Source organism: Micromonospora sp. NBC_01412, assembly GCF_045040215.1.
Lineage (GTDB): Bacteria > Actinomycetota > Actinomycetes > Mycobacteriales > Micromonosporaceae > Micromonospora > Micromonospora rubida.
Map to the genome: position 1 here is coordinate 5,220,482 of NZ_CP109528.1, position 17,730 is coordinate 5,238,211.

2 protein-coding genes are annotated in these 17,730 nt (G+C 77.9%); both read left to right on the plus strand.

What is annotated here, in order from left to right; translation table 11 throughout:
• Positions 1–1,066: 1,066 nt before the first annotated feature.
• Entirely contained in the window at positions 1,067–16,048 is a 14,982-nt protein-coding gene (locus OG617_RS23815) for an SDR family NAD(P)-dependent oxidoreductase (protein WP_405095197.1), read from the plus strand.
• A gap of 86 nt (positions 16,049–16,134) precedes the next feature.
• Positions 16,135–17,709, plus strand: a complete 1,575-nt coding sequence (locus tag OG617_RS23820) for a bifunctional 3-(3-hydroxy-phenyl)propionate/3-hydroxycinnamic acid hydroxylase (protein ID WP_405095198.1) — start codon at positions 16,135–16,137, stop codon at positions 17,707–17,709.
• Positions 17,710–17,730 lie beyond the last annotated feature (21 nt).

A 17,730-nucleotide genomic window follows, 5' to 3' on the forward strand; every position in this document is an offset into this window, starting at 1 on the left:
GGCTGCTGTCTCCTCTACGGGCCGGCGGGCGGGACGGCGCGAGAACGGGCGTCGGAGGGGCCCCGGGGGCTGCCGGGCGGTCCCGGACCATCGACAGTCGCAGCGCCAGCGCGGCCAGCGCGTCGACGCCCGGCCCGATGCCCCACCGATCGTGGGTGAGTTGGGCGTGGTGCGCCAGCAGGAAACCGGGCGGCGTCAGCACCGGCTGGTCCCGGTCGACCACGTCCGTCACCCGGTCCAGGTACCGCCGCCAGGCGGCGGCCACCTCCCCGGTCAGCGGCAGGTCACCGGTCGCCAGGACGATCTTCTCCGCCCCGGCGTCCGCCTGCGCGGCCAGGTCCCGCCGCTGCGTGCCGGTGAGCAGCCGGCCACGGTCCTGCCAGTGCAGGAACAGGAAGGTCAGCCGGTCAGCTGCCGGCACCAGCCCGGTCAGGTGCCGCAGGTGCGCCACGGCCAGCGGCAGCTCGACCCCGGCCAGCCAGGGGACGTCCCCGCCGAGCAGGGCCAGGGCCACGTCGCTGCCCGCGTGCGCGAGCGGGCCGCCCCGGGCGGCGTCGCGCACCGCGTACGGGTCGGTGGGGCGGGCCGCCCGGTCGTCCGCCGGCAGCAGCCGCCGTACCTCGTCGAGCCCGGCGCCGGTGGCGTGGAAGCCGAGGCACAGCCGCGGCCCGGCCCGGGCGCCGGCCCGGTCGAAGAACCAGTCGGCCCGCGGGTCGGCCCGGCGGGCGGCGGCGACCAGTTCGGCGACCACCGTCCCGAGTAGCTCGGCCACCCGCGCGTCCGGGCACCCGCCGGCCGGCACGGCCAGGTGGGTGAACAACCACGAGCGTTCCAACGACGGCACCTCGACTGACGGCGGACGGAGCACGGGCACGACGGTCTGCGGGAGTCGCCCCATCATCGGCCCGCGGCGCGTCCCGCCAGCGGATCGGCCCTGGAACTGGGGACGACTTAGGGGGTGACAGGGGTAGGTCGTCGGCAGGGTGCTCGGAAGACTTGGGCCGTTAAGGCGAGCGAGGTCTACGCCGCGGATGAGGAATCTCGCCGACGGACGGAATGTGGTGACATGCTTCGGAGCGACCTGGTCCAGCCGTTGCCCGATCTGCTGAGGGCCCACGCCGACAGGTTCGGGGACAAGGTCGCGTTCCGCGACGACCGCCGCGCGGTCGGGTACGCCGACCTGGAGGCGCGGACCCGTCGGCTCGCCGGACATCTGGCGGCGGCCGGGGTCGGGCGCGGCGAGCGGGTCGCCTTCTGCCTCGGCAACCGGGTGGAGACGGTGGAGACGTGGCTCGCCGTCACCCGGGCCGCCGCGGTGGGCGTACCGCTGAACCCGCGCAGCACCGACGCGGAGCTGGCCCACCTGCTCGACGACTCCGGCGCGGTGCTGGTGGTCGTCGCCCCGGAAAACCTCGACCAGCTCGTGCGGTTGCGCGCGGACCGCCCCGACCTGCGGGTCTGGGTCACCGGGGACGACCCGGCGCCCGATGGCGTCGCCGCCTGGCGGGCGCTGGCCGACGCCGAGCCCCCCGTCGACGCCCGGGACGACCTGGGCCTCGACGAGGTTGCCTGGATGCTCTACACCTCCGGCACCTCCGGCCGGCCCAAGGGCGTGCTGTCCACCCAGCGCACCTGCCTGTGGTCCGTCGCCTCCTGCTACGTGCCGATCCCCGGCCTCACCCCCGACGACCGGGTGGTGTGGCCGCTGCCGCTGTTCCACAGCCTCTCCCACATCGGCTGCGTGCTGAGCGTGACCGCCGTGGGCGCCACCGCCCGGCTCGTCGACGGGTTCTCCGCCGACGACGTGCTGCGCGTCGTCGACTCCGACGCGGCGACCGTGCTGGCCGGGGTGCCGGCCATGTACCACCACCTGGTCGCCGCCGCCCGGGACACCGGGTTCCGGGCCCCGGCCCTGCGGATGTGCCTGGTCGGCGGGGCGATCACCACGGGCGCGCTGCGCCGGGCCTTCGACGAGGTGTTCGACGCGCCGCTGCTCGACGCGTACGGCAGCACCGAGACCTGCGGTTCGATCGCCATCACCCGGCCGGGCTCGCCCCGGGTCGAGGGCTCCTGCGGGCGGCCCGTTCCCGGCGTCGAGGTGCGACTGGTCAGCCCGCAGACCGGCGTGGACGTCCCGGTCGAGGCCGAGGGCGAGGTGTGGGTACGCGGGCCGAGCGTGATGCTCGGGTACCACGGCCTGCCCGACGTCACCGCCGCCGCGCTGCGCGACGGCTGGTACCGCACCGGTGACCTGGCCCGCCGGGACGCCGACGGCAACCTGTTCGTCACCGGCCGGCACCAGGAGCTGATCATCCGGGGCGGGGAGAAGGTCCACCCGTCCGAGGTGGAGGAGGCGCTGCGCTCGGTGCCCGGCGTCGCCGACGTGGCCGTCACCGGCCGGCCGCACGGGGTGCTCGGCGAGGTGCCGGTGGCGTTCGTCGTCCCCGGGCCGGAGGGCTTCGACCCCGCCGCCGGGTACGCGGCCTGCCGGGAGCGGCTCTCCTACTACAAGGTGCCCGACGAGCTGTACGAGATCGGCCAGGTGCCGCGCACCGCCTCCGGGAAGGTCACCCGGCGGCTGCTGCTGGACCGGCCGGCCCGGCTGCGCGCCGTCAACGGCAGCCACCACGACCCGCTGAGCACCGTGACCTGGCGACCGCTGGACCTGACCGCCGTGTCGCCGGCCGCTCCCGCCGCGACGGTGGACCCGGCTGTGGACCCGGCCGGCCCCGCGCCGGCACGCCGCTGGGCGGTCGTCGGCGCGGGCGGCGAGGCGCTGGTCGATCCGCTGCGTGCGGCGTCGGCGGGGGACCGGTTCGACGCGTACCCCGACCTCGCCGCCCTGCGCCGGGAACCGGACGCGCCGGACGTGACGCTGCTGCTCACCGACGCCGCCCCGGTGGACCTCGCCGACCCCGGCGCCGTGGTGGGCCTCGCCGACCGGCTGCGCGACCGGCTCGACGACGACCGGTCCGCCGCCGCCCGGCTGGTGCTGCTGACCACCGGCGCCGTGGACGCGTCCACCCCGGAGCTGGCCGACGACCCGGACCTCGTCCCGGCCGCCGCCGTCGCCTGGGCGGTGGGCCGCTGCCTCCAGGCCGCGTACCCGGACCGGGTCGTGCTGGTCGACGCCGACGCCGACCCCCACTCGCTGGCCCTGCTGCCCGCCGCCGTGGACGCCGGTGCCGCGCAGGTGGCCCTCCGCGCCGGCGCCGCCCGGCACCCGGTCCTCGGGCCGGCCCCCGCGCGGACCCCCGCGCGGCCGGCGCGGGTCGTCGACCCGGCCGCCCCGGTCCTGGTCGCCGGGGCCGACACCGCGACCGGTGCGGCGCTGGCCCGGCACCTGGTCGGCGCGCACGGCGCCGGCCGGCTGCGGCTGCTGCCCGCCGGCTCCCCGGACGACGCCGCCCTGGCCGACCTGGTCGCGGAGCTGACCGCCGCCGGCGCGGCGGTCACCGTGCAGCGTCCCTCCGGCGCCGGCAGGCACCGGGCCGACGCCGCCGCGCCCCCCGCCGGTGACGAGCCGGTCGGTGCGGTCTTCCTCTGCCCGTCCGACGGCGACCTCGCGGACCCTGCCGGGGCCGCGCGGCTGGTCGCCCTCGCCGAGGCGCTGGACGCGCACGCCCGGCACGCCGCCGTCACCGCGTTCACCGTCCTCGTCCCGGCGGCCTCGCTGCTCGGCGAAGCCGACCGGGAGCGGGCGGCGGCCGCCGTCGGCGCCCTGCACACCCTGGTCTCCCGCCGCCGCGCGGCGGGCCTGCCCGCCCGGCTGGTCGGCACGGCGGCCGGCCCGGCCCGCTCGGCGGGCGCCGCCGCCCGGACCGACCTCGCCGCGTTCGACGTCGCGCACGACGGCGACGACCTCGTCCTGCTCGCCCACCCGGCCGCCGCCGCGCACCCCGCCTGGCGGGGCCCCGCCGGGACCGACCCGGCGGCGGAGCGGGACGCCGCCGAGCTGCGCCGCCGGGTGGCCGCGCTGACCACGGTGGAGGGCGACCGGCTCCTGCTCGACCTGGTCCGCGCCGCCACCGCCGAGGTCGCCGGCCTGCCCGGGCCGGGCGCGGTCCGCCCCGGCCGGGCCTTCAAGGAACTCGGCTTCACCTCCGTCGGCGCGGTCGCGCTGCGCGACCGGCTGGCCCGCGCCACCGGGGTACGGCTCTCCGCCACCGCCGCCTTCGACCACCCGAGCCCGGACGCCCTCGCCCGGCACCTCGCCGCCCGGCTGCGCGGCGCCACCCCGGCCACCACCGCCCCGGGCGGACCGGCCGGCGGGACCGCGTCGGACGACCCGGTCGTCGTCGTCGCCATGGCCTGCCGGCTGCCCGGCGGGGTCACCTCCCCCGAGGAGCTGTGGGACCTCGTCGCCCAGGGCCGGGAGGGGCTCACCGGGTTCCCCGCCGACCGGGGCTGGGACCTCGCCCACCTGTTCTCCGACGACCCCGACCGGCCGGGCACCTCGTACGTGCGGGTCGGCGGGTTCCTGCCCGACGCGGCGGACTTCGACGCCGCCCTGTTCGCGATCAGCCCCCGCGAGGCGCTGGCGATGGACCCGCAGCAGCGGCTGCTGCTGGAGACCGCCTGGGAGCTGTTCGAGCGGGCCGGCATCGACCCCACCTCGCTGCGCGGCAGCGCCACCGGGGTCTTCGCCGGCGTCATGCACCACGACTACGCCGCCAACCTGCGCCAGGCCCCACCCGGCACCGAGGGGTACCTCGGCGTCGGCACCGCCGGCAGCGTGGTCACCGGCCGGGTCGCGTACGCGCTCGGGCTGGAGGGCCCCGCCGTCACCGTCGACACGGCCTGCTCGTCGTCGCTGGTGTCGCTGCACCTGGCCGCTCAGGCGCTGCGCGCCGGGGACTGCTCCCTCGCGGTGGCCGGCGGCGTGGCGGTGATGGGCACCCCGCAGGCGTTCGTCGAGTTCAGCCGGCAGCGCGGGCTCGCCCCCGACGGCCGGTGCAAGGCGTTCGCCGAGGGCGCCGACGGCACCGGCTGGTCCGAGGGCGTCGCCGTGCTGCTGCTGGAACGCCTCTCCGACGCCCGCCGCAACGGGCACCCCGTCCTCGCCGTGCTGCGCGGCAGCGCGATCAACTCCGACGGCGCGTCCAACGGGCTCACCGCCCCCAACGGGCCCGCCCAGGAGCGGGTGATCCGCCGGGCGCTGGCCGCCGCCGGGCTCACCGCCGCCGACGTGGACGCCGTCGAGGCGCACGGCACCGGCACCCGGCTCGGCGACCCGATCGAGGCGCAGGCGCTGCTCGCCACGTACGGTGCGGGCCGCGGCGACGCCGCACCGCTGCGGCTGGGCTCGCTGAAGTCCAACCTCGGCCACACCCAGGCCGCCGCCGGCGCCGCCGGGGTGATCAAGATGGTGCTGGCCATGCGGCACGGGACGCTGCCGGCCACCCTGCACGTGGACGCCCCGACGTCCGAGGTGGACTGGTCCGCCGGCGCGGTCGAGCTGCTCACCGAGGCCAGCCCCTGGCCGGCGGTGAACCGGCCCCGGCGGGCCGGCATCTCCTCGTTCGGCATCAGCGGCACCAACGCCCACGTCATCGTCGAGGCGCCCCCCGCCGACCCGGAGCCCGCGCCCGCCGACCGCTCGGCCGGTGAGCCCGCGCCCGCCGCGTACCGGGCCGGTGAGCTTGCGCCGGGCGCAGCCGGGGACCGCCGCACCCCGGTGCCGTGGCTGCTCTCCGGCGCCACCGGCGAGGCCCTGCGCGACCAGGCGGCCCGCCTGCTGGGCTGGCTCGACGGCCCCGGCGCGGACGCCGACCCGGCCGACGTCGGGCACGCCCTGGCCACCACCCGCGCCGCCCTGGAACACCGGGCCGTGGTGCTGGCCGGCGACCCGGCCGCCGCCCGGTCCGGGCTGACCGCGCTGACCCGGGGCGACGTGGACCCCGACACCGCCGGCCTGCTGACCGGCCGGGTCGTCGACGGCCAGCTCGGCCTGCTCTTCGGCGGGCAGGGCGGCCAGCGCCCCGGCATGGGCCGGGGGCTGCGCACGGCGTACCCGGTCTTCGCCGACGCGTTCGACGCGGCCTGCGCCGAACTCGACCGCGCCCTCGCCGGCCACGCCCCGCACCCCGTCGCGGACGTCACCCTCGCCGAGGCCGGCGGGGAACTGGCCGGGCTGCTCGACCAGACCCTGTACACCCAGCCGGCCCTGTTCGCGTTCGAGGTGGCGCTGTACCGGCTGCTGGAGTCCTGGGGCGTGCGCCCCGACGCGGTGCTCGGCCACTCCGTCGGCGAGTTGGCCGCCGCACACGTGGCCGGGGTGTTCTCCCTCGCCGACGCGGCGGCGCTGGTCGCCGCCCGGTCCCGGCTGATGCAGCAGCTCCCCGACGGGGGCGCGATGGTCGCCGTCGAGGCCGGCGAGGCCGAGGTGGCCCCCCACCTCACCGACCGGGTCGGGCTGGCCGCCGTCAACGGGCCGACCAGCGTGGTCCTCTCCGGTGACGCCGACGCCGTGCTGGCCGTCGCGGCCACCCTGCGCGCCGCCGGCCGGCGGACCAGCCGGCTTCGGGTGTCGCACGCGTTCCACTCGCCGCGCATGGAGCCGATGCTCGACGCGTTCCGCGCGGTGGCCGGCGGCCTCACCTACCGCACCCCGCACCTGCCGGTGGTGTCCAACCTGACCGGCGAGCCGATCGACCCGGCCCGGCTCTGCTCGCCCGGCTACTGGGTGGCGCACGTGCGCGGCACCGTCCGCTTCCTCGACGGGATGCGTGCCCTGCACCGGCAGGGGATCAGCACGTTCCTGGAGGTCGGACCCGGCGGCGTGCTCACCGCGATGGCCCAGGACTGCCTCGCCGCCGACGCCGACGAGCTGGCCTTCGTCCCCGCCGTGCGGACCGTCGACGACGAGCCGGACGCGCTGCTGGCCGCCGTGGCCCGGCTGCACGTGCGCGGCGCCGCCGTGGCCCCGGCCGCCCTCGCCGGCCCCGGCCGGCGCCGCCGGGTCGAGCTGCCCACGTACGCCTTCCAGCGCCGGCACTACTGGCTGCCCTATTCGGCGGTGGCCGGCGGCCCGGCCGACGTCGGGCTGACCGACGCCGGGCACCCGCTGCTCGGCACGGTGCTGCCGGTCGCCGGCACCGGGCAGGTCGTCTGCACCGGCCGGATCGCCGCGGCCACCCACCCGTGGCTGGCCGTGCCCGCCGACGGCGTACCGCTGCTGCCCGCCACCGCCCTGCTGGACCTGCTCACCCACCTCGGCGAACTCCTCGACCTGCCCACCGTGGCGCGGCTGCGGGTCCCCGAGCCGGTGCCGCTGCCCGCCGAGCTGACCCTCGACGTGCAGGTCATCGTCGCCGGGCCGGACGAGCACCTGCGCCGGGTGGCGCGCTGCCACGTGCGGGCCGCCGACGGCCAGCCGTGGCGGGAGGTCGCCGAGGCGGTGCTCGCCCCGGCCGACCCCGCCGCCGGCCCGGTCACCGCCGCACCGGCGTGGCCGCCCACCGGGGCCCGCCCCGTGGACCTGGACGCCCCGGAGCGCCGGGCCCTCGCCGGCGAGCTGGCCCGGGCCGCGTGGGTCGCCGCCGACCGGCTCTTCGTCGACGTACGCCTGCCCGAGGACGCCCGGGACTCCGACGCCGACCGGTACGGCGTACACCCGCTGGTGCTGGACGCGGCCCTGCGGCTGCTCCCGCTCGCCGACTTCGCCACCGCCGGAGCCGACGCCGGAGCCACCGCCGGAGCCGGAGCGGACGCCACCGACGCCGGTCCCGCCGCGCGGCCGATGGCCGTCGACTGGGCCGGGGTGCGCCTGCACGCCACCGGAGCCCACGCGCTGCGGGTCTGCCTCGCCCCAGCCGGGGCGGACGCGGTCACCCTCAGCGCCGTCGACGACTCCGGGACGTCGGTGCTCGACGTCGACCGGGTGGTGCTGCGCGTCGTGACGCCGCCGCCCGCCGACGGCCCGCCCCCGACGGCCGCCCCCGCCGGCCTGTACGCCGTCGACCGGTTGCCCGCCGCCGCCCCGGCCACGCCGGTGCCCGCCTGGACCCTCGCCGACGGCACCCTCCCGGACGGGCCGCTGCCGCCGGTGCTGGTGCTGCGGGTCGGCGACGGCGACCCGGGACGGCCGGTGCCCGACCGGGCGCACGCCGTCGGCCTCGACACCCTCGCCGTGCTGCGGCGCTGGCTGGACGACCCACGCGCCGAGACCACCCGGCTCGCCCTCGCCGTGCGTGACGGCGACCCGGTGCACGCCCCGGTCGCCGGGCTGGTCCGGGTCGCCCAGGCCGAGCACCCCGACCGGTTCCTGCTGCTCAGCCTCGACGCGGGCGACGACGCGGCCGTCCGGGTGGCCCTGTCCGCCGGCCCCGACGAGCCCGAGGTGACCGTCCGCGACGGCCGGGCCCTGCTGCCCCGGCTCCGCCCCGTCGAGCACCCCGCCGCCGGGCCCCTGCCGGCGCTGGCCGGCGGCACCGTGCTGGTCACCGGCGGCACCGGCGGGGTCGGCCGGCACGTCGCCACCCACCTCGCCACCGCGCACGGCGTCACCGAGCTGGTGCTGCTCAGCCGCACCGGCCGGTACGCCGACTGGATGGCCGCGCTCGCCGACGCCGGGGTGACCGTCCGGGTGGTCGCCGCCGACGTCGCCGACCGGGCCGCGCTCGCCGACGTGGTCGCCCCGCTCGCCGACCGCCTCGTGGCCGTCGTGCACGCCGCCGGGGTCACCGACGACGCCCTGCTCACCGGCCTCGACGCGGCCCGCTGGGAGCGGGCCCTGCGGTCCAAGGTGCACGGCGCGTGGCACCTGCACGAGCTGACCGCCGGCCTCGACCTGGCCGCGTTCGTGCTGTTCTCCTCGGCGTCGGCCACCTTCGGCAGCCCCGGCCAGGGCAACTACGCCGCCGGCAACGCGTTCCTCGACGCGCTCGCCGGGCACCGCCGCGCCCACGGCCTGCCCGCCACCGCCCTGGCCTGGGGCCTGTGGGCCGAGGAGGCCGGGATGGCCGGCCGGCTCACCCCCGCCGACCTGGCCCGCCTCGCCCGGGGCGGCACCCGCCCCCTGGACACCGCCGCCGGACTGGCCCTGTTCGACGCCGCCCTGCACTCCGACCGGCCGGCGCTGGTGCCGATCGGGCTGGACCTGGCAGCCGTCCGGGCCTCCGGGGAGGTGCCCGCCCTGCTGCGGGCGCTGCTGCCCCCGCCGCCCCGCCGCCGGGCCGTCAACGCCGACCCCGCGCCCGCGTCCGCCGCCGGGTTCGCCGACCGGCTGGCCGGGCTCGGCGAGCCGGAGCGGGCGGCCCTGCTGCTGGACCTGGTCCGCGCCCGCAGCGCCACCGTCGTCGGGCACGCCGGCCCGGAGCAGGTCGAGCCGCGCCGCCCGTTCAAGGAACTCGGCTTCGACTCGCTGATGGCCGTGGAGCTGAGCAACCGGCTCTCCGCCGTCACCGGCGTCCGGCTCGCCCCGCACGCCGTGTTCAACCACCCCACCCCGGAACTGCTCGCCGCGCACCTGCACGCCCGGCTGCTCGGCACCGCCGCCACCGAGGTCGCCGACGCGAGCACCGTCGCCCTCGACGAACCCGTCGCGATCGTCGCCATGGCCTGCCGGTTTCCCGGCGGCATCGGCTCACCGGAGGAGCTGTGGCGGCTGCTCGACGGCGGCGGCGACGTCATCGGCGGCCTGCCCACCGACCGGGGCTGGCCCGACCTGTACGACCCCGTCCACGGCACCCCCGGGCGGACGTATGTGCGCTCCGGCGGGTTCCTCACCGGCATCGCCGACTTCGACGCCGCGTTCTTCGGCATCAGCCCCCGCGAGGCCCTGGCCATGGACCCGCAGCACCGGCTGCTGCTGGAGACCTCCTGGGAGGCGCTGGAGGGCGCCGGCATCGACCCGGGGACGCTGCGCGGCAGCCGCACCGGCGTGTTCGCCGGCACCCACGGCCAGGACTACGCCGACCGGATCGCCCCGGGCGCCGTAGCCGACGACGGGGAGACCATCGCCGACGAGGGCCACCTGCTCACCGGCACCGCCGGCAGCGTGCTGTCCGGCCGGGTCGCGTACTCCCTCGGGCTGGAGGGGCCGGCGGTCACCGTCGACACGGCCTGCTCGGCGTCCCTGGTGGCGCTGCACCTGGCCGCCCAGGCGCTGCGCCAGGGCGACTGCGACCTGGCCCTGGCCGGTGGCGTGTCGGTGCTGTCCAGCCCGGCCGGGCTGACCGGGTTCAGCCGCCAGCGCGGCCTCGCCGCCGACGGCCGGTGCAAGGCGTTCGCCGAGGACGCCGACGGGTTCGGGATGTCCGAGGGCGTCGGGATGCTGGTGGTGGAGCGCCTGTCCGACGCGCGCCGCCGGGGCCATCCCGTCCTCGCGCTGGTCCGCGGCACCGCCGTCAACCAGGACGGGGCGTCCAACGGGCTGACCGCCCCGAACGGGCCGTCCCAGGAGCGGGTGATCCGGGCCGCGCTGGGCGCCGCCGGGCTCACCCCCGCCGACGTGGACGCCGTCGAGGCGCACGGCACCGGCACCGCGCTCGGCGACCCGATCGAGGCCGAGGCGATCCTCGCCACGTACGGCCAGCGTCCCGCCGACGCCCCGCCGCTGCTGCTCGGCTCCGTCAAGTCCAACCTCGGCCACACCCAGGCCGCAGCCGGCGTCGCCGGGGTGCTCAAGATGGTCCTCGCCATGCGGCACGGGCGGCTGCCCCGCACCCTGCACGCCGAGCGGCGCACCTCCCGCGTCGACTGGGACTCCGGGTCGGTGGAGCTGCTCACCGAGGCCCGCCCGTGGCCCCGCGCCGACCGGCCCGCCCGGGCCGGGGTGTCCTCGTTCGGCATCAGCGGCACCAACGCCCACGTCGTCGTCGAGGCCGTGCCCGCGCCGGAGCCGGTCGGAGCGCCGGAGTCCGCCGCCGACCTGCCAGGGGACCCCGGGGCGCTGCCGTGGCTGCTGTCCGCGCGCACCCCCGAGGCGCTGGCCGGGCAGGCCCGCCGGCTGCGGGACCACCTGGCCGGACGGCCCGACCAGCGCCCGCTCGACGTGGCCTGGTCGCTGGCCACCACCCGGGCCGCGTTCGACTCCCGCGCGGTGCTCGTCGGCCCCGACCCGGACCGGATCGCCGCCGCCCTCGACGCGCTCGCCGACGGCCGGCCCGCCCCCGAACTGGCCCGCGGCGAGGCCGGGACCACCGGCAGGGTCGTCTTCGTCTTCCCCGGCCAGGGCTCCCAGTGGCTCGGCATGGGGCTGGAGCTGCTCGACCAGGCCCCCGTGTTCGCCGAGCGGATGGCCGCCTGCGACGCCGCGCTGCGGCCGTACCTGAACTGGTCGCTGCTGGACGTGCTGCGCCAGGCCCCCGGCGCGCCGAGCCTCGACCAGGTCGACGTGGTGCAGCCCGCCCTGTTCGCGATGATGGTGTCGCTGGCCGAGCTGTGGCGCTCGTACGGCGTGCGACCCGACGCCGTGGTCGGCCACTCGCAGGGCGAGATCGCTGCCGCCTGCGTCGCCGGGGTGCTCTCCCTGCCCGACGCCGCCCGGGTGGTGGCGCTGCGCAGCCGCGCGATCCGGGCCCTGGCCGGGCACGGGACGATGGCCTCCGTGGCGCTGCCCGCCGACGTGGTCCGCGAGCGGACCGCCCGGTACGGCGACCGGGTCGCGGTGGCCGCCGTCAACGGCCCGGCCGCCGTGGTGGTCTCCGGCGAGGAGGCCGCCGTGGAGGAGCTCCTCACCGAGCTGGCCGCCGAGCAGGCCCGGGTCCGCCGGATCGCCGTGGACTACGCCTCCCACTCCGTCCAGGTGGAGCGGATCCGCGACGAGCTGGCCGAGCTGCTGGCCGGCATCGCCCCCGGCCCGGCCGCCGTGCCGCTGTTCTCCACCACCGACCTGCGCTGGCTCGACGGCGAGGAGATGGGCCCCGACTACTGGTACCGCAACCTGCGCCAGCCGGTCGAGCTGCACCGGGCGGTGCTGGAGCTGGCCGCCCAGGGCCACGACACGTACGTCGAGTGCAGCCCCCACCCGGTGCTCACCGTGGGTATCTCCGAGACCCTCGCCGACGGCGACTGCGCCGCCGTGGTGGTCGGCTCGGTGCAGCGCGACCAGGGCGATCGGGGCCGGTTCCTGCTCTCGGTGGCCCAGCTCCACGTGCGCGGCGTCGGCGTGGACTGGCAGCCCGCCCTGGCCGGCGGCCGGCGCGTCGAACTGCCCACGTACGCGTTCGCCCACCGCCGCTACTGGCCCCGGCCGAGCGCCGGCCCCGGCGACGTCGGCGCGGCCGGCCTGGACGCCGCCGGGCACCCGTTGCTCGGCGCGTCCGTGGCGCTGGCCGAGGCGAAGGGGCACCTGTTCACCGGTCGGCTCTCGACCGCCGCCCAACCCTGGCTGGCCGACCACCGGGTGCTGGACGCGGTGCTGGTGCCCGGCACCGGCCTGGTGGAACTCTGCCTGCGGGCCGGGGACGAGGTGGGCTGTCCCGTCCTCGACGAGCTGGTCATCGAGGCCCCGCTGGCCCTGCCGGCCGACGGCGCCACCCAGGTCCAGGTGGCCCTCGGCCCGGCCGACGACGACGGCCGCCGCCCGGCCACCCTGCACTCCCGGCCCGCCGGCGGGCCGGCCGACGCCCCGTGGACCCGGCACGCCAGCGCCACCCTGTCCGCCGACCGGTCCGCCGGGTCGGACGCGGCGGGGGAGCTCACCGAGTGGCCGCCGCCGCACGCCCGCCCCGTCGACCTGTCCGGCTTCTACGCCGGGCTCGCCGCCGACGGGTACGCGTACGGGCCGGCGTTCCAGGGGCTGCGCGCCGTGTGGACCAGCGGCGACGAGGTGTACGCCGAGGTGGAGCTGCCCGCCGGCCAGCGCGCCGACGCCGACCGGTACGGCCTGCATCCGGCCCTGCTCGACGCCGCCCTGCACGCCGCGCACTTCGGCGGGCTCGCCGAGGCCGGTGCGGGGCAGTTGCTGCTGCCGTTCGCCTGGAACGGCGTCACCCTGCACGCCTCCGGCGCCACCGCGCTGCGGGTCCGCCTCACCCAGGTCGCCCCGTACGCCGTCGCGCTGACCGTCGCCGATCCGACGGGCGCCCCGGTCGTCGACGTGGACGCCCTGACGATGCGGCCGATCGCCGCCGGCGAGCTGACCCGCACCGACGACCGGGCCACCCGGGACGCCCTGTTCCGCCTCGACTGGACCCCCCTGCCGCCCGCCGACGACGCCCCGCCGGTCACCGCCGTGGCGCTCACCGCCGGCACCCCCGGCACCGTCGGCACCGAGGGCTTCGCCGGTCATGCCGGCACCGAGGGCTTCGCCGGGCAGTCCGGCCTTGAGGGCTTCGCCGGGTATCCCGGGCTGGACGCCCTCGCCGCCGCCGTCGACGCGGGCCTCGACCTGCCCTCGGCGGTGCTCGCGCCGCTGCACGCGGCACCCGCCGCGCCCGCGCCGGAGGCCGCCCGGCACGCCACCGTCCGGGCCCTCGACCTGGTCCGGCGCTGGCTCACCGAGCCGCGCTGGGCGGCGGCCCGGCTGGTGCTGGTCACCTGCGGCGCGGTCGCCGTGCACAGCACCGCCGAACTGGTCGACCCGGCCGCCGCCGCGGCGTGGGGCCTGGTCCGCTCGGCCCAGTCGGAGCACCCCGACCGGCTGGTGATCGTCGACGTCGACCGGGACGGGCTCGGGGCCGACCAGCTCGCCGCCGTGCTCGCGGCCGGCGAACCGCAGGCGGCGCTGCGCGGCGGCGTCGGGTACGTCCCCCGGCTGGCGCGCGCCGGCTCGGCGGGCGAACTCACCCCGCCGGCCGCGCCCGCCTGGCGGCTCGACGCGCCGGTGCGCGGCAGCCTGGAGAACCTCACCCTGGTCCCTACGGACGCCGCCAACGCCGTCCTCGGCCCTCTCGACGTGCGGGTCCGCGTCCGCGCCGCCGGCCTGAACTTCCGCGACGTGCTCAACGCGCTCGGGCTCTACCCGGGCGACGCCGGGCCGCTCGGCGGCGAGGGCGCGGGCGAGGTGATAGAGGTGGGCGCCGAGGTCACCGACCTGAGCCCCGGCGACGCCGTGTTCGGGGTGTTCGTCGGCTGCTTCGGGCCGCTCGCCGTCACCGACCGCCGGCTGCTCGCCCCGATGCCGGCCGGCTGGTCGTACGTGCAGGCCGCCTCCGTGCCGGTGGTGTTCCTGACCGCGTACCACGGGCTGGTGAACCTGGCCGGGCTCCGTCGCGGCGAGTCCGTGCTGGTGCACGCCGCCGCCGGCGGGGTCGGCATGGCCGCCGTGCAGCTCGCCCGGCACCTCGGCGCCGAGGTGTACGCCACCGCCAGCCCCGCCAAGTGGGACGCGTTGCGCGCGCTCGGCCTCGACGACGACCACCTGGCGTCGTCGCGCACCCTCGACTTCGAGGCCCGGTTCCGCGCCGCCACCGGCGGCCGGGGCGTCGACGTGGTGCTGGACTCGCTGGCCCGCGAGTTCGTCGACGCGTCGCTGCGGCTGCTGCCGCGCGGCGGCCGGTTCGTCGAGATGGGCAAGACCGACATCCGCGACCCGCGGACGGTCGCGTCCGACCACCCGGGCGTCGACTACACGGCGTTCGACCTGACCCTGTCCGACCCCGACGAACTCCAGCGGATGCTCGTCGACCTGCTGGGGCTCTTCGACCTGGGCGCGCTCGCCCCGCTGCCCACCCAGGTCTGGGACGTGCGCCAGGCGCCGGAGGCGTTCCGGTACGTCAGCCAGGCCCGGCACGTCGGCAAGGTGGTGCTCACCACGCCCCGTCCCTGGGACCCCGACGGCACCGTGCTGCTCACCGGCGGCACCGGCACCCTGGGCCAGCTCGTCGCCCGCCGGCTCGTCGAGACCCACGGCGCGCGGCGGCTGCTGCTGGTCAGCCGGCGCGGCGCCGACGCGCCGGGGGCGGCCGACGCGGCCGACGAGCTGCGCGCGCTGGGCGCCGACGTCACCCTCGCCGCCGCCGACGTGGCCGACCGGGACAGCCTGGCCCGGGTGCTGGACGCGGTGCCGCCCCGGCACCCGCTGACCGCCGTCGTGCACCTCGCCGGGGTGCTCGACGACGGGGTGGTCACCGCCCTCACCCCGGAACGCGTCGACACCGTCTTCGCGCCCAAGCTCGACGCCGCCTGGCACCTGCACGAACTCACCAGCCACCTCGACCTGGCCGGGTTCGTGCTGTTCTCCTCCGGGGCCGGGGTGTTCGGCGTGCCCGGCCAGGGCAACTACGCAGCCGCCAACGCGTTCCTCGACGCCCTCGCGCAGACCCGACGCGCCGCCGGCCTGCCCGGCCGGTCGCTGGCCTGGGGGCTGTGGGAACAGGCCAGCGAGATGACCGCGAAGCTGGACCGCGCCGACCCCCGGATCACCGCCCGCGACGGGCAGCTCGCCATCCCCTCGGACCTGGGGATGGCCCTGTTCGACGCGGCACTGCGGACGGCCGAGCCGGTGCTGGTGCCGACCCGCATCGACGTCTCCGCCCTCACCGAGCGGGTCGCCCGCCCCCCGGCCCTGCTGCGCGGGCTGGTGCGGCGGGAGCGGCGCAGCGCCCGGTCGGCCACCCCGGCGACCGGCGGGCGGACCCTCGCCGACGAGCTGGCGGCGCTGGCCGCCGACGACCGGCCCGGCCTGCTCGTCGACCTGGTACGCGAGCAGGCGGCGAGCGTGCTGGGGCACGGCAGTCGGGCGGCCGTCGCCCCCAACCGGGCGTTCAGCCAGATCGGCTTCGACTCGCTGACCGCCGTCGAGCTGCGCAACCGGCTCGGTGAGGCGACCGGCCTGCGGCTGCCCGCCACGCTGATCTTCGACTATCCCGACCCGACCGCGCTGGCCGGCTACCTGCTCGCCCAGCTCGTCCCGGACAGCGGCCCGGCGCTGCCGCCGGTCCTCACCGACCTGGAGAACCTGGAACGGTCGCTGGCCGAGGCGACCCTGGAGGCGGACGTGCACGCCCAGATCGGCTCCCGGCTGGAGGTGCTGATGGCCAAGTGGCGGACCATGCGCACCGGGCCGGGCGGCGACCCCGGCACCGGCCCCGACCTGGACATCGACGGCGCCAGCGACGACGAGATCTTCGACCTCATCGACTCCGAGCTCGGACTCTGACGGCCGGCCCGGCAGCCCGCCAGGTCCGCCGGCCGGCCGGAGTCCCCGCCCCGAAACCTGACCCCCCATGCGAGGAACCGATACCGATGCTGATGACCGACGTCCTGATCGTGGGCTACGGCCCGGTGGGCGAGATGCTCACGATCCTGCTGGCGCAGCGAGGTCTCACCGTCACAGCCGTCGAACGGTGGGAGACCCCGTACAACTTCCCGCGCGCCGTGTCCTACGACGGTGAGGCGAGCCGGATCCTGGCCGCCGCCGGGGTCGCCGACCGCCTCGGCCCGGTCGTCGAGTCGTCCGGGGAGTACACCTTCAAGAACGGCTTCGGCCGGACCCTGCTGCACGTCAAGGTCGCCGGCGGCGGGCCGATGGGCTGGCCCGACTCGGTCTCCTTCTACCAGCCCGGCCTGGAGGCGGTGCTCGCCGAGCGGGGCACGGAGCTGCCCGGGGTCACCGTGCTGCGCCCGTACGCGGTGACGGCGCTGACCGAGCACGACGACCGGGTCGAGGTCACCATCGACGGGCCGGAGGGCCCGCAGGTCCGGTCGGCCCGCTGGGTGGTGGGCTGCGACGGCGCCAACAGCTTCGTCCGGGAACACCTCGGCAGCACCGTGACCGACCTCGGCTTCACCCACGACTGGCTGGTCTGCGACGTGGTGCCGAACGAGGCCCGCGAGTTCAAGCCCAACAACCTCCAGGTCTGCGACCCGGCCCGGCCCCGCACCGCCGTGTCCGCCGGCCCCGGACACCGGCGGTGGGAGTTCATGCGGGTGCCCGGCGAGAGCCGGGAGGAGTTCGAGAGCGTCGACAGCGTCTGGCGGCTGCTCGGGCTCTTCGACATCGCCCCGGACAACGCCACCCTGGAGCGGTACGGCGTCTACACCACCCAGGCGTGCTCCGCCGACCGGTGGCGCTCCGGCCGGATCATCCTCGCCGGAGACGCGGCGCACGTGATGCCCCCGTTCATGGGGCAGGGGATGAGCTCCGGGTTCCGCGACGCGCTCAACCTCGCCTGGAAGCTGGACCTGGTGCACCGGGGCCTGGCCGACGAGGCGCTGCTCGACACGTACCAGCAGGAGCGCTGCGCGCACGTGCAGCACGCCATCCGGATGTCGATGGACTCCGGGACGGTGATCTGCGAGACGGACCGCACCGCGGCGGCGGGCCGGGACTCGGTCATGCTGGCCGAGCTGCGCCGCCGGACCACCCGAGCCCGGACCAGGTCCCTGCTGGAGGCCCTGGTCAGCGGCGTGCTGCACCGGCCGGACGGCACCGCCGGCCCCGGCGCCGGTGAGCCGATGCCGCAGGGACACGTCGAGGTCGACGGCCGCACCGGGCTCTTCGACGACGTCGTCGGCACCGGCTTCGCCCTGATCTGCGCCGAGGATCCCGCGGAGCTGCTCGACGCGGACGCCCGGGCGTTCCTGGATTCCCTCGGCGCCCGGCTGGTGCGGGTCGTCCCCGCCGGCGCCCCCGCCCCCGGTGCCGGCGCGGGGACGACGGCCGAGGACCTCGACGACGTCTACCTGTCCCACCTGAAGCGGCACGACGCGGCGGCGGTGCTCGTCCGGCCCGACTTCTACGTCTTCGGCACGGCGGCCGACCCGGCCGCCGTGCCCGCTCTCGTCGACGACCTGCGTCAGCAGGTCGGGCGCGGCTGACCAACAGCCGACCCACCCGGA